A 12,732-nucleotide genomic window follows, 5' to 3' on the forward strand; every position below is an offset into this window, starting at 1 on the left:
TGGAAAATCTAATATTACTATACATGGGAATGCGAAGAGAGTCATAGAGAAATTGTTTGCCCGTTTGTTGTTAAGGAAGGGAGGCCTGTTCCGTTTCTCTGTATTCCGCCGGGGAGATGCCGAAGTGTGCACGAAATACCCGGTGAAAATAGGAGTAACTCGCGAAGCCGCATGTTTCGGCGATGTGCTCCAGCGTCATTTCGCTGTATTTGATGCGTTCCAGCGCGGCGTTCAGCCGGATTTCGATCGCATACTGGATCATCGTTTTGCCGTATTGCTCCTTGAACAGCCGCACGGCGCGCGACAAGCTTAGCCCCGCGTAACGGGCGGCCTCTTCGAGCTTGAACGTAATGGTGGCATGCTCTTCGATGTACCGCTTCAGCTTGAGCGTGGCGGAAATTTTACGATCGGTTTGCAGGTTCTCCTTGATCGCCCGGTCAATGTACAGGCACAATCCCCGGAGCAGGGCATCTTTCAACTCTGCATCCTCCTCCAATGGGCCGCGGCGTTTCTCCAGCAGCATGTTGCGCCACAGGCCAATCAGTTTGTCATCCAAACCGATTCGGTTGACCGGCGGGCGTTTGAGCCTTTTCCACCATTCGTCGATCCAGGCGCCTTCGCAGAACAGATAATAATCGCCGCTCGACAACCGCCCTTCTTTGTGAGGATCTTCCACGACCAAATGATAGTCGTCCCCGGGTTTGAGCAGCAGGAGATCCCCTCCCGACAATACGAACTCCTCATTCCGGGCGTATACCTTGCAAGAACCTTCTGTTTGCAAACGGAACAGGTAGGACTGCAAGCCGCCCCTCATATTATGGTTAAACGCTTTATAATGATAGGAGTAATCGCAGATCAATACGGCCGTCTCCAAAATAATCCAACCTTTCGCTTTAAAAAATGACCAGATAGTTCATGGTTTGACGATATTGTATATGTTCATTCTAGCCTGTTTTGAGGTAGGATGGTACCAGATAGAGCAATCCCAACAAATTGAATAGCAGAGGTGTACAGTTCATGAAAAAACTTAACATCGGTTTGCAATTGTTTACGCTCCGCAACGAGACGGCGGCAGATTTCCCTGGAACCCTGCGCAAAGTAGCCGAATTGGGCTATGAAGGCGTTGAATTCGCCGGTTACGGAGACATTCCGGCAGAGGAAATGAAAGCGCTTCTCGATGAGCTCGGCTTGAAAGGGTTCAGCAGCCACGTATCGCTGCATGCCATGCGCGAAAATTTGCAAAAAGAAATCGACTACCTCAAAACGATTGGCGCAAAATATATGATCTGCCCTTACTTGATGCCTGAAGATCGCCCGGAGACGGCGGAAGGCTGGAGCAAACTGTTTGCCGAACTGCAGCAATATGGTGCGGAAGCAGCCAAACAGGGACTGATCTTCGGATATCATAACCATGACTTCGAATTCCACGGCCAGGTCGGCAGCGAAAACGCATTCGACGCGATGTTCGCCGAGACTGCGCCAGAGGCCGTACAAGTGGAAATGGACGTATGCTGGGTACAGTTTGCGGGACAAAATCCGATCGAGTATATTCAGAAATATGCGGGCCGTCTGCCGCTGCTTCACCTGAAGGATTTCAGCAAAGACGAACAAGGCCAGATGAAAACGCTCGAGCTTGGACAAGGCGTTGTCGACCTGAAGGGAGTTATCGAAGCGTCTACGAATGCAGGCGTGGAGTGGCTGATCGTGGAACAGGACGTATGTCAGAATCCACCTCTTGAAAGCGTGACCAACAGCTACAACTGGCTGAAGCAAAACTATTTGAACCAATTCTAATCCATTGCCAAAAGGAGACTTCAAACATATGAGCAAAATCAAGGTTGCCGTATTTGGTTGCGGCGCGATCGCCCAACGCAGACACATTCCGGAGTATGCTGCCAACGAAAACGTGGAGCTTGTCGCTTTTGCCGATCCGATCGTGGAGCGTGCGGAAGAAATGGCCAAAACGTATGGTGGAACGGCCTATTCCAGTTACGAAGAATTGCTTGCCAAAGAAAACGTGGATGCAGTGAGCGTATGCACGCCGAACTACCTGCACGCCCCGATGACGATTGCCGCCGCGAACGCCGGCAAACACGTATTGGTTGAAAAGCCGATGGCCAGCACAGCCGAAGAGGCGGAGCAAATGATCGCGGCAGCAAAGAAAAACAACGTGTACCTGATGGTTGGACACAACCAGCGCCTCATGCCTCCTCACGTGAAAGCCAAAGAAATTTTGGATTCCGGCAAGCTGGGCAGAGTGCTGAACTTCCGTACGTCGTTTGGTCACCCCGGACCGGAAGCATGGAGCGTGGACGGTGCAGGCAGCTGGTTCTTCCGTCAAGAAGAAGCCATTATGGGCGCCATGGGCGACCTGGGCGTGCACAAATCGGATTTCATCCGTTATTTGCTGGGTGATGAAGTCGCTGAAGTGGCTGGATTCATCAGCACGTTGGACAAAAAGGATACCAAAGTCGACGACAACGCTACATGCATCGTACGTATGAAGAGCGGTGCCATCGGCACGCTGGTAGCCAGCTGGACTCAATACAGAGCCGGCGACAACAGCACCGTGCTGTGGTGCGAGAACGGCGTGATGAAGATCGGTACGGTGGACGGCGACGAAGTTATCGTTGAATTGACGAACGGTACGGTAGAAACGTACAAAGTCGGTGCCATGGCGACGAACGAGAAGCAAGTACCGAGCGGCGTCATCGACGCTTTCGTGGAATCGATCGTTACGCAAACACCGCCTTCGATCTCCGGAGAAGAAGGACTGGCTTCGCTGAAGGTCATTCTGGCCGCATTCGAATCCGAGAAAACAGGCCAAATCGTTAAGCTGTAAGACGGAATTATCCAGATCGCTTATATATGTTCTCTTGAGGGTACCTCCAGCGTTTCTCTGGCTGGTGCCCTCTTTATGTTCTTTCTCACTAAAGACGCTTATACAGGGATGTGGGTAAACGGCTGAAAAGGAAGAAGGCCCACCTGCTTGAAAGCATGGTAGACCGTGGTAATATGGCGGTTGATACGGTCGATATGGATTGCTTCGCCCTTCCAGAACCGGATTAAACGCCAGGTTTGACATCGCTCGCAAGATCAAGCCAGGCGATTTCATCCGCTGACAGGGTCAAGCGGGAGCCTTCATCGCAGGACAGCAGCTCTTCGCGATTCTGCGCACCGATCAGCGCACAGGTCGGGAAGGACTGGTTCAATACATAAGCCAGCGCAATCTGAATCGCCGTCGTATGCTTTGTCTCGGCCAATTCTCCGGCACGGCGCAGCCTTTCCCAGTTCCCGTCGCTGTAGAATACGCGCACGAGGTCGGCATTGTCGCGGACTTCGGGCGTGAAGCGGCCTGTAAAGAATCCCCGTGCTTGCGAAGACCAGGAGAGCAGCGGAAGCTGCGTCCGCTCATGCCACGCCAGCGTTTCGGCGTCTGCCGATACGCAGCCGGCCCAGAATGGTTCATTGGCTTTGGCGAGGCTCAGGTTGGGACTGCTGAAGGTGAAGCCCTTCAATCCATGGGAGGCGGCATATTCATTCGCTTCCTCAAGCCGCTGCCACGTCCAGTTGGAAGCGCCGATGGCACCGATTTTTCCGCTTTCCACATGCTCGTTAAGCGCTTCCAGAATGACGCCGACCGGCATGTTTGGGTCGTCTCTGTGCAGGGCATACAACTCGACGTGATCCGTCTGGAGCCTCTCCAGGCTTGTCAGCAGATCGCTGCGGATCGCCTCGGCATTTACGCGAGGGCCTTGGCTGTCGTGATGGGCTCCTTTGGTGAGGATAACAATTTGGTCGCGGTTTCCCTTATCCTGCATGTAGCGGCCCAGTACTTCCTCGCTCTGTCCGCCGCAGTAGATATGAGCCGTATCCACGGTATTTCCGCCGATCGCGAGAAAGGCATCCATGTTGGCAGAAGCCTTTTCGTAGGCATCGTGAACAAAATAATCGGAACCTTTGATCAACCTGGAGATGCGTTTATCCGTACCTGCAATGTTAATGTATTCCATGAGCGTTCAGTCCTCCTTAAAGTGTGATTCGTTGACGCTGCTCTGCCGAGCGAAGACAGGCATCGAGCACTCTCATGTTGGCTACGGCATCCGACGGCGCAAAACGCAGCCGCTTGCCTTGCAGCACGGCCCTTGCCATGTCGTCCCCTTGCAGGGAATAATGGTTGACCTTCGGCACCTCGATTTCCGTGCGTTCACCGTCTTTCGTGACGTAAAAATTGGAGGTGTTGTCCAGACGGCTGATATAAGCGGATGGTACTTCAATGATCCCGTCCGAACCGAGCACTTCAAGCGTATTGCGGAAGGCGGCCCACATGCTGCTGTCGAACGTTACGCCGACATTGTCGCCAAATTCCATCAGACCGGAAGCCATCATATCGACGTGATCATGTTCCGGGGAGAACAGGCCGACGACCGTTACCGCGGTGGGTTCTTTTCCCAGCAATAGCCGTGCCGCGCTGATGGAATAACAGCCGATGTCATACAACGCGCCGCCACCCCATTCTTTGCGGAAACGAACGTTGCCGGACGAACCGGAATTGTTGAACGAAAAGGTGCTGTGAATGCCGCGGATCGTACCGATCTCGCCGCTTTCGATGATGCTGCGAATTTGATCGTATCGCGGATGGTGGCGATACATGAAGGCTTCGGCCAAATGTACGCCGGCTTGTTCGCAAGCTTGAACCATTTCGCTTGCTTCCTGTTCGTTTAGTGCCAATGGTTTCTCGCACAAAATATGTTTGCCCGCTTCTGCGGCGCGAATCGTCCACTCCCGGTGCAGATGGTTGGGAAGCGGGATATATACGGCATCGATGGAATCATCCGCCAGCAGCGCTTCGTAGCTGCCATAGGCTTGCGGAATTCCGAGGCGATCGGCAGTTTCCTTGGCTTTCTCTTCGTCCCGGCTGGCAATGGCGGCGACTTCATTCAATTCGGATTGCTGCAGGCCGGGAATGACGGAGCCTACGGCGATATTGGCGGCGCCAAGAATGCCCCAGCGTAATTTGCGATTGGAATTCATCGTGGGTATCCTCCTTTGGATAAATGTATATTGTGATTATATGAAATAGATGATTGAATGAAAATGATAATATATTGAGATTTGTTAACACGATATTGTTGGTTAGGGGGATAACGTCATGATGAGACAAACCGTGTTGCTGACGCTGCAGGATATTCCGTATTTCTGTTATCCCGAGTCGGTGGGACATTACACGGAACACCCTCAGCACAGCGTTTTGCGCGAGATAGGAGCGCTGGGCAACTTCAATATTCACTATGTGGCCAGCGGCAAAGGATACGTGGAGGAAGACGGCGTTGTCCATGAGCTCAGGGCAGGCCAGGCAGTGCTCTATTTTCCGCAGCAGCGCCAGCATTACTACAGCAGCGAGGACGATCCTTGGGATGTGCGCTGGCTGCATTTCTACGGCGACCGGCTTCATGATTACATGATCGAGAGGGGCTTGCATCGCAACCGATTGTGGACCTTGCGGCAGCGGGATTCATGGGAGGAAGCACACTTGGCATTGCTCGCGGAGGCGGAGGAGAACCGGATGCTGCGCCCGGCGCAGCTGTCCACGTTGACGTATGCCGTGCTGGCTGAATTCATCCAGCATGCGGTACCGCTTAAAAGCATGCGTACGGGCAATCCGGAAGGCCGTATTCTTGCACTGCTGCCAAGAATGCAGCAGGAGGCTTGCCAGCCGTTCCTTCTGCAGGATTGGGCCGATCTGGCGGGCGTGAGCACGTATTATTTCTGCAAGCTGTTCAAAAGCGCCGTTGAAATGACGCCGATGGAATTCATCACGCGGTCCCGTCTGCAAATGGCGAAACAGTGGTTGTTGGAACGACCTACCGCCAATATCGGACAGATTGCCGAGGAGGCCGGTTATCCGAATGCGAGTTATTTCAATCGCCAATTCATGGCACATGAAGGCATGACACCGACGGAGTACCGGGGATTGTACCATAATTAGTCTTTATTTCGGGTTATGGAGCCAGGATAGGGAACAGGGGCGTTTGACAGCATGTTTGATCAGGACTATTATGGATGCATAAAGTCCGTAACAATGAGGTGGTCTCATGAAATATTCCAAAGCAACGAACTATGCCCTGCATACGATCCTCCATCTCGTGGCGACGGAGCCGGAGGAATTGATCAGCGTCCATCAGCTTGCAGAGCTGCAAAAGGTATCGCCAACCTACTTGTCCAAAATTTTGACCAAGCTGGTCAAAGCAGGCATGATCGAGTCGACCTCGGGGGCCAACGGGGGGTATCGCCTCAGCCGGAGGAACCCGGACCCGTCCTTTCTCGACATTATCCAAGCGATCGAAGGACAGGCATCCCTGTTCGAATGCTCTCAGGACCATAACGAGAATTGTCTGATTCAGCAGGTGATGGTTCGCGCCGAAGAGCAGATGGAAAGTTATTTGGGCAATCGCAAAATGTCCGAAATCGCCTCTCAGATGAAAGACTGGAAAGCGGGCTCCCAAGGGACAATGCATTGAATCCAATACAATCGGCATATGTCATAATGAAAAATCCTTTTCGTCCTCTGTAGGAAAGGATTTTTTGTGCTTTACGAAATGTGGACAACGCTTCTCAGATTGACAGGGAGAAAAGAGAATACGACATTGTATCCATGACAAGCAGGGTGGTACAATAAGGAAGGGCAATTTTAAATACATATTCCAACAAATATCTTACATCGCTGGAGGGACAACACATGAGCCAATCAACCATCACGGGACTGGAACAACTGCTTGCACTGGAAAATATACGCAACACCAAGGCGCGTTATTGCCGACTGATTGATACCAAGCAGTGGGATGCACTGGGTGAAGTGTTCGCTCCGGACGCCGTGGCCGATTTCAGCACGGAAGGCAATCCGATCCCGTTGTTGACGGGTCGCGAAACGATCGTGCAGGTATTTAAGGATCTGGTTGATCCGGCTGTTACCGTGCATCACGTGCACGGCGCGGAAGTGGAATTCATCTCCGACACGGAGGCAAAAGTCATCTCGCCTATGGAGGATCTGGTGACGTTCCCTGAAGGAAACGAGAACAAATCGTTTCACGGATACGGACATTATCATGAAACATACGTGAACATCGACGGACAATGGGTCATCAAGTACACCAGCTTGAAACGCCTTCGTTTCGATCTGGTCGAATAGGATTGAATAAGACAAAGCAAAAAAACACCCCAAGCGGGCAACACGCTTGGGGTGTTCGGGTTAGGGAAAAGGCGGCGCGTTTCCCAACTTTGCATCCGGGCAATGCCGGGACTGTGCGACGGCAATGTACAGTTCATTGAGTTTAAGCTTTGGATGCTGCTGTTTTGCGGTTCTGCATCTGCAGATAAGCCCATGAGAAGACAACGGCGCCCAAAGCGATGATTGTCATGCCCCAGAAAATCCAGGCGTACGCGGAGGACAACGAAAGCTGCTGCATGGCCGTCAGTGCCACGCCGGTCACAGCGACGCTGAAGGCTCCGCTGAAGAACTGGCTCAATTGGAACAGACCCATGCCTGCTCCGACCTCATCTTGCGTGAGGCTGTTCGACAGCTCGTTGGACACGCTCGTGGTCAAGGCGGAGAAGCCGACACTAAGCAGCACGTAAACGGCCATGATCGCGTAGAGACTGCTGCCGGCGAAAAGGGCAAAGAGTCCGGCGGCGGCCAGCAGCAGCCATGGCGCGAATTTGAGCAGCAGCGTGTTGCCGTGGCGATCGATCATACGTCCGATCCGGTTGGACATCAGCATGGACACCAGGGCACCCGGGAAAATAACCAGGCCCGATTGGGCAGGCGTCAATTCATACAGATGTGCCAGAACCTGCGGCAGCAGGAATAACGTCGCAAAGTTGTTGATGTAGGACACGATGCCGAGCGAGCTGAGCATCATGTATTTTTTGTTTTTGAACAGCGTTGGCTGCACGAACGGGTCTGCTGCCCGGCGAATGCGGATCCAGAACAGGACCAGCGAAGCAGCACCGATCACGATCGTGATCCAGCTGCGGGTGGTGAGGAACAACAGAATGCCTGTCGTTCCGATCGCCAGCAGCAAGGCGCCCCATACGTCAAAAGAACCTTTTTGCGGCATTTCGCCCGGCAACAGCCGGAAAAATACCGGAATCAAAACAAGGGTCAAGCCAGTAACGATGAACAGGTCATGCCAACCGAGGAACTCGGTGATGCTGCCTCCGATGACGGGGCCAAGCCCAAGGCCAAGTGAACTGGCTGACATGATGACGGCCATCGATTTGCCGCGGCGGTCGCTGGGGATGTAACGCGTAATCAATACGATGGGCAGCCCGGGAACGGATGCGGCGCCCGCAGCCTGAATCAGCCGTGCGCAGAGCAGGACAACGAAATGATCGCTGAAAAAGCCAAGGATCGATGCACCGCCAAGCAGGGTCAGGCCGATCGTAAAGAGCGTGCGGATTGGCACGAAGTCGGACAGGCGCGAAAACGTAATGGACGAAATGGCAAACACGATGGAATACCCGGTAACGATCCAGGATGAGGCGACGGACGACAGACGGAAATCAATCGAAATCCGGGGCAAGGCCAGATTGAACATCATCGTGTTCATCACGACGAGCACAACCGTGAAGCCCAGCAGCCCTACGATTAACCCTTCCTGAATCCCGACGGGCCTTCCTGCCGATGTTGCATTTGCGGTATTGCTCATAAGTAACCTCCTGATCCATAAATAGTTGAATATTAAATAATGCAAAATAATGAACGTTTCAGAAACGGGATGTAATGTTTGCAAAAACGTGCAATCGCAATGAAACCGTTTCTGGCAATCAGGGAAAGCTTCATCGATTTAAGTTCGATTGATATCGAACATTAGAAATATATCATGGAATTGTGCTAAAATACAATGGATCTCATGTAAAAAAGGAGACCTTTGCATGAAAATTTTACATCATCCGCAGGCTGAAGATATTGAATTGTCCACGGTCCTGCACGCACTGAGCGATCCCGTGAGGCTTGGCATCGTCGTTGAAGCGTCACGCATCGGGGAACAGCCATGCAGCTATTTCCAGGCGCCTGTTGTGAAATCGACGCTGTCGCACCATATGCGGACACTGCGTGAAGCCGGAGTCATTCGGGTGCGCGTTCAAGGGACGCAGCATTTCATTACACTGCGATCCGAGGATTTGGAGGCGCGTTTTCCCGGGCTGCTGCAGCCTTTGCTGCGGGCGGCGGCCGAGTCGGTGGATAAGCAATCTTGAACGATGTCCTTTCTTCAGCCGAAGAAGGGGCACTTTTTTATGCGTCAGCCAGTGTTTTCACGCCGACTGCTGCGACATTCTATGTCGTACCATGCCCTTTATAATAACGGTGAACGACAAACCAATTTAGAAAAGGGGCACCAGCATTGGCAAAAACGAAAAGAGGACGCGTATTGTGGAACCTGCCTTCCAGGGGAAGGGGAACATGTCCCGTGTGCGGAAGCACGCGCATCAAACTGTTGTACACGCAGACGAAGACGGATGGCACGAGCCTGAAAGTCTGCAAAAAATGCTCAAAGGCCGCGCAGTCCAGAGTCGATCAGGCTTAACGATGACCGGATGCAGGGAGTAGGGGGAAAGAAACCATCTATGCGTACAACCAAGGTCATTGCATGGTTTCTGCAGCGCTGGGAAAGGCAGCAAAGCACGCTGTTTTCCTTACCGTCTGAAGACTATAATAGAACACATCAATGACCAGGGAGGGAAGAACCATGAGCAACATGCACCGAATTCACTGGTTCGACGAACAGATTCGGAGCGGCCGTTATCCAAACAGCAGCCTGCTTGCCCGGGAATTCGAAATTTCCAGGCGTCAGGCTCAACGCGACATTGAATATATGGCAGCCACCCTCCGTGCCCCCTTGGTCTACATGGCGAAATACCGGGGGTACTGTTACGAGGATCAAACTTATCGGTTACCCCAGTTATATATGACGGAAGAAGAACAGCGTGTCCTGAAATATTTGGCGCATCGATACCGCCACTACGATTATGATCGCTCTGATGCGGTGAAGCGCGTAGCCCATTTGTTGGAGCGTTTTACCGAAGAGGATTCGGAAAGTGAGTGCATCCAGGAGGTGTTCCCTTCATTTTCGGCCGCTCCAAGGCAGTTGCAATATAGGGAGCTGTTATCACATGCGATCAAAGAATCCCGCGTAGTGCACATGCACTACCAGGATCATGAGGGAGAGCGCCAATTTCCGTTTTGCCCGCTTGGATTTATTTCAAGGTTTAATGCGGACTATGTGGCGGGTTACGAAACGGATCCACTTCAAAACATGCTGCTGCGACTGGAAGGGGTGCGCCGCATCCGATTATCTGATGAACGATTTGTCTGCGATGCAGCAGCGAATCAGTCCATCTGGGAAAGGCCGCTGCCCGTCCGCAAACCGTTCCTGGCTGAAATCCTTCTGCCCGAAATCTGCGACGCGGATATGTGGATGGGATACCGTATTCGGGAACGAAAGGATCGGGTTCATACCATTGAATTTTATGATGCCGATACATTCGAAGAGCATCTGTTCACAAGCGAATGGGAAGAACTGCTTGCCCCAAAATGGCTCAGGCAGCGGCTTCAGAACCATATTGCACGTATGGCGGCCAGATTGGACAGGACGAACGGAAGTTGAATCCGTAGTGAAAGTGAGGGGAGCTCGCATTGGCAGATGTTATATTACAAGGCCTGAGCATGAAGCGGGAATCCAAATCCTACACGGACAGTTTGCATGCCGTATTGACCCATGCGGAATTGTTCCGTGGGCCAAAGTATGCATTATCTGGTTATACAGGCATGGCATTCAAGTTATCCATCCATGAACGACTGCTGCCGATGTCTGTGACGGCATATGGCCAGTGGGGCGATTCCCATAAGCCAGGCATGGATAATTTGGGCATATTTACGGTGTGGGACGCCGGGCGAACAAGGCATTCCACCTTTGAACATTATCAGCAAGATGCGGTGAATTGGGTCAGAAAGAGCTTGGACGAGGGGAAAGGCATCATTTATTGGATTCCCGAATTCGGAGTGATTTACGGGTATGACGATACGGATCGCGTATTCTACGTGCAGGATGGGTGGAGCGAAGAGTCCCAGGTCGTGCTGTACGATAACTTTGGACTGAATCCTACGGGGTTCTGGTACTGCCAAATCTTCGGTGATCGGGTTCAGATTGCCGAAGATCAACAGATACTTGAATCGTTGAGGCTGGCGATTGAGGACTGGGATACACCTTATCGTCTGCTGCCGGATAAGACGATTGCTTCTGGCAGGAAGGCGTACGAAGTCTGGAGTAAAGCATTGCTTGGCGGAGAATACGATGAGGCGGGCGCGGCCTATATTCTAGATTCTTACTGCCATTCCCGGATGGAAATTCAGCATTATTTGCGTGACGCACGGCCTGTTTGCAACGGGTTGGACGAAGCGCTTGCGTGTTACGAGCAGCTTGAGGAGCAGATGTCCGAAATGAAGAGCTGCCTCTCTCGCGAACAACAGACCAAGAGCATACCACGGGAGATGGCCCACCATCTCGCGCATTTGCTTCCGCAGGCGCAAGAGCTTGAAGAACGGGCCGTATGCATTTTCCGTCAGATCTCTGCGCGCCACCCGGACCGCAAACGTTCTACCGTACCGCGTTGGGGCACGCATTCGGCAAGATAGGAGGAAGGACCATGGGCAAAAGAAAGCTTGACCTGCCTCCCGTCATACGGGATGGCCCGGAATCGCAAACGAGGGGAACGTACTCGGCTGCATTGCATCGACTCTTAGTCCATCGAGGGTGGACATCGTTTCCACGACATATGATCGCCGGCATGACGGCGAGCGCCTTTCGGCTTGTCACGGATCGGCGTATGAGCGTGGAATCGACCACGGCGTACAACTGGATGGCAGAACAATTCGTCGCGGCAGACTTGATCGGAATTACGGCAAGCCAGTCGGCCGGATTTACGTTCGAGCCTACGTTCCCGCTTTATCGCGCACAGGCTCTGCTCGATATCAAGGCATCGATTGATCGCGGCACGGGGGCGATTCTATGGCACAATCCTTTCGTGATCGTAACCGGATACGACGATGAGGAGCAAACATTGTGGATCTGCGACAGCGACGGGGATGAATACCGCGGTTTGCCTTATGACGCATTCGGGGAGAACGGCACGCCGTACTGGTACTATCAGGTGCTCGAATCCCGAGTAACGGTGGATATGTGGGAGGTGTGCAAGGAATCGCTCATTCAGGCCGTGTTCAAATGGGAGGTGCATGATCCGATGCTGCCCCCGGAAGACTACTTCTGCGGTTCCGCGGCTTATGCCGCCATGGTGGAGGCGCTGGAAACGGGGAATTACGCACCGGAAGAGGCTGCTCTGACGTTGCGTTATTATGCCGGGTCGCGGCAGGATATGGCCAGATATGCCGCCGAACTGGAGCATCTGTCGGAACGGATGCCTTATGTCATTCAGGAATATGAACGGCTGGCCAATATTCATTCGGAAATCGAGGAGGCCATGAAAGACTCGACGGCGGCTTGGCAGGATAAGAATAAATCTCTCGTTCGAAAGATCAGCGTATTACTCCGAAGAGCAGCGGTGACCGAACAAAAAGCGGTTGATGCAATCCGGGAGGCGTTTGCAGAGACGATCAGCAACCGTTTCGGCGATATCGGACTCAGGTAAGCAAAAGCGAGGGCAGCATGCCCTGCT

General features: G+C 52.8%; 14 protein-coding genes. 10 read left to right on the forward strand and 4 right to left on the reverse strand.

The window, feature by feature from the left end:
* Positions 1–70: 70 nt before the first annotated feature.
* A complete protein-coding gene (locus tag L6H98_RS25205; protein ID WP_236420441.1) occupies positions 71–874 on the reverse strand; it encodes an AraC family transcriptional regulator in 804 nt (267 codons plus the stop codon).
* 143 nt (positions 875–1,017) lie between these two features.
* On the opposite strand from L6H98_RS25205, the gene L6H98_RS25210 reads away from it, so the two are divergent.
* Together L6H98_RS25210 and L6H98_RS25215 are read left to right on the forward strand one after the other, a co-directional pair.
* The gene (locus tag L6H98_RS25210; RefSeq protein WP_236420442.1) at positions 1,018–1,794 is read left to right on the forward strand and encodes a sugar phosphate isomerase/epimerase; all 777 of its coding nucleotides are present in this window, start codon (positions 1,018–1,020) and stop codon (positions 1,792–1,794) included.
* Between the two features lie 28 nt (positions 1,795–1,822).
* Entirely contained in the window at positions 1,823–2,842 is a 1,020-nt protein-coding gene (locus tag L6H98_RS25215) for a Gfo/Idh/MocA family oxidoreductase (protein WP_236420443.1), read from the forward strand.
* 223 nt (positions 2,843–3,065) lie between these two features.
* On the opposite strand, the gene L6H98_RS25220 is transcribed toward L6H98_RS25215, so the two are convergent.
* Positions 3,066–4,013 (reverse strand): aldo/keto reductase, encoded by a 948-nt coding sequence (locus L6H98_RS25220; RefSeq protein WP_236420444.1) that lies wholly within the window; start codon positions 4,011–4,013, stop codon positions 3,066–3,068.
* Positions 4,014–4,029: 16 nt separating this feature from the next.
* A complete protein-coding gene (locus L6H98_RS25225) occupies positions 4,030–5,034 on the reverse strand; it encodes a Gfo/Idh/MocA family oxidoreductase (RefSeq protein WP_236420445.1) in 1,005 nt (334 codons plus the stop codon).
* Positions 5,035–5,152: 118 nt separating this feature from the next.
* On the opposite strand from L6H98_RS25225, the gene L6H98_RS25230 reads away from it, so the two are divergent.
* From L6H98_RS25230 to L6H98_RS25240, 3 genes are all read left to right on the forward strand, one after another.
* On the forward strand, positions 5,153–5,989 hold the full coding sequence (locus L6H98_RS25230) for an AraC family transcriptional regulator (protein ID WP_236420446.1): 837 nt from the start codon (positions 5,153–5,155) through the stop codon (positions 5,987–5,989).
* Positions 5,990–6,095: 106 nt separating this feature from the next.
* Positions 6,096–6,521: an Rrf2 family transcriptional regulator gene (locus tag L6H98_RS25235; protein WP_236420447.1), complete on the forward strand. Its 426-nt coding sequence runs from the start codon at positions 6,096–6,098 to the stop codon at positions 6,519–6,521.
* Between the two features lie 218 nt (positions 6,522–6,739).
* Positions 6,740–7,189, forward strand: a complete 450-nt coding sequence (locus L6H98_RS25240; RefSeq protein WP_236420448.1) for a nuclear transport factor 2 family protein — start codon at positions 6,740–6,742, stop codon at positions 7,187–7,189.
* 142 nt (positions 7,190–7,331) lie between these two features.
* Here the strand turns inward: L6H98_RS25240 and L6H98_RS25245 are convergent, their stop codons facing one another.
* Complete coding sequence (locus L6H98_RS25245) at positions 7,332–8,708, reverse strand: MFS transporter (protein ID WP_236420449.1); 1,377 nt, start codon at positions 8,706–8,708, stop codon at positions 7,332–7,334.
* Between the two features lie 226 nt (positions 8,709–8,934).
* On the opposite strand from L6H98_RS25245, the gene L6H98_RS25250 reads away from it, so the two are divergent.
* The 5 genes from L6H98_RS25250 to L6H98_RS25270 all read left to right on the forward strand — a co-directional run bounded on the left by L6H98_RS25250 (position 8,935) and on the right by L6H98_RS25270 (position 12,705).
* Entirely contained in the window at positions 8,935–9,258 is a 324-nt protein-coding gene (locus L6H98_RS25250; RefSeq protein ID WP_236420450.1) for a helix-turn-helix domain-containing protein, read from the forward strand.
* Positions 9,259–9,404: 146 nt separating this feature from the next.
* Positions 9,405–9,587 (forward strand): hypothetical protein, encoded by a 183-nt coding sequence (locus tag L6H98_RS25255; RefSeq protein WP_236420451.1) that lies wholly within the window; start codon positions 9,405–9,407, stop codon positions 9,585–9,587.
* A gap of 162 nt (positions 9,588–9,749) precedes the next feature.
* Positions 9,750–10,667, forward strand: a complete 918-nt coding sequence (locus tag L6H98_RS25260; RefSeq protein ID WP_236420452.1) for a WYL domain-containing protein — start codon at positions 9,750–9,752, stop codon at positions 10,665–10,667.
* A 29-nt stretch (positions 10,668–10,696) separates the two neighbouring features.
* On the forward strand, positions 10,697–11,695 hold the full coding sequence (locus L6H98_RS25265; protein WP_236420453.1) for a BtrH N-terminal domain-containing protein: 999 nt from the start codon (positions 10,697–10,699) through the stop codon (positions 11,693–11,695).
* Between the two features lie 11 nt (positions 11,696–11,706).
* A complete protein-coding gene (locus tag L6H98_RS25270) occupies positions 11,707–12,705 on the forward strand; it encodes a hypothetical protein (protein ID WP_236420454.1) in 999 nt (332 codons plus the stop codon).
* Positions 12,706–12,732: the final 27 nt, after the last annotated feature.

This window comes from Paenibacillus sp. JJ-223 (genome assembly GCF_927798175.1).
In the GTDB taxonomy this organism is placed as follows: Bacteria; Bacillota; Bacilli; order Paenibacillales; family Paenibacillaceae; genus Paenibacillus; species Paenibacillus hubeiensis.